1 protein-coding gene and 1 pseudogene are annotated in these 763 nt (G+C 73.3%); both read right to left on the bottom strand.

Features of this window, described 5'->3' with window-relative positions; all coding sequences use genetic code 11:
- Nucleotides 1-272: pseudogene (locus ACXAHD_RS32270) on the bottom strand (acetaldehyde dehydrogenase (acetylating)); the annotation flags it as partial.
- A partial coding sequence (locus tag ACXAHD_RS32275) for a 2-keto-4-pentenoate hydratase (protein WP_475055199.1) occupies nucleotides 272-763 on the bottom strand: 492 nt, incomplete at its 5' end. The gene ACXAHD_RS32275 and the pseudogene ACXAHD_RS32270, both read right to left, overlap by 1 nt.

The raw sequence follows: 763 nt of genomic DNA on the forward strand, positions 1-763 counted from the left end.
GCCTGCAGGATCTCGTTGTTGCGCCGGTGCGCGCCCGCCGACGTGGCGTCGAAGACGAGTCGCACGTCGGCGAACTCGGGCATCGCGACCAGGCCGTTGACGCCGTCGGCGGTGGTCGCCACGCCGAGGCGGCGGGCGCGGGCCAGCCCGTCGGATTCCGGGTCGATGCCGACCATCGCCACCATGTCCACCGACTCCGACAACCGCCGCACCTTGATCATCAGATCGGTGCCGATGTTGCCCGACCCGATCACCGCCACCCCGACACCCATCACGACCCCTCCCCTGACTCGCCGCCGGCCGACCGGACGGCCGGTTTCGCGCTGAATCTGGTCCGCACACTGCCGAGCCCGGCGATCCGCGCCTCGTACGCCGCCCCGGGGATGACCGGCACCATCGGGCCGAGCGCACCGGAGAGCACGACGTCGCCGGCCCGCAGCGGATCCCCGGCGGCGGCCAGGGTCGACGCCAGCCAGGCGACAGCGTGCACCGGGTTACCGAGGCAGGCCGCCCCGGCGCCGACCGACACCGGCACACCGGCCGATTCCAGCACCATGCCGCACCCCCGCAGGTCCACCGAGGCGGGCGGCACCGGCCGATCGCCGAGCACGAACAGCCCCGACGAGGCGTTGTCCGCCACCGTGTCCACGATCGAGATGTCCCAGTCGGTGATCCGCGAGTCGACGATCTCGACCGCCGGCAGCAGGAAGTCGGTCGCCCGCAGCACGTCGACCACGGTCGCCGGCCCGTCCGGCAGATCCGC

The organism is Micromonospora sp. ABR4_055 (assembly GCF_056160425.1).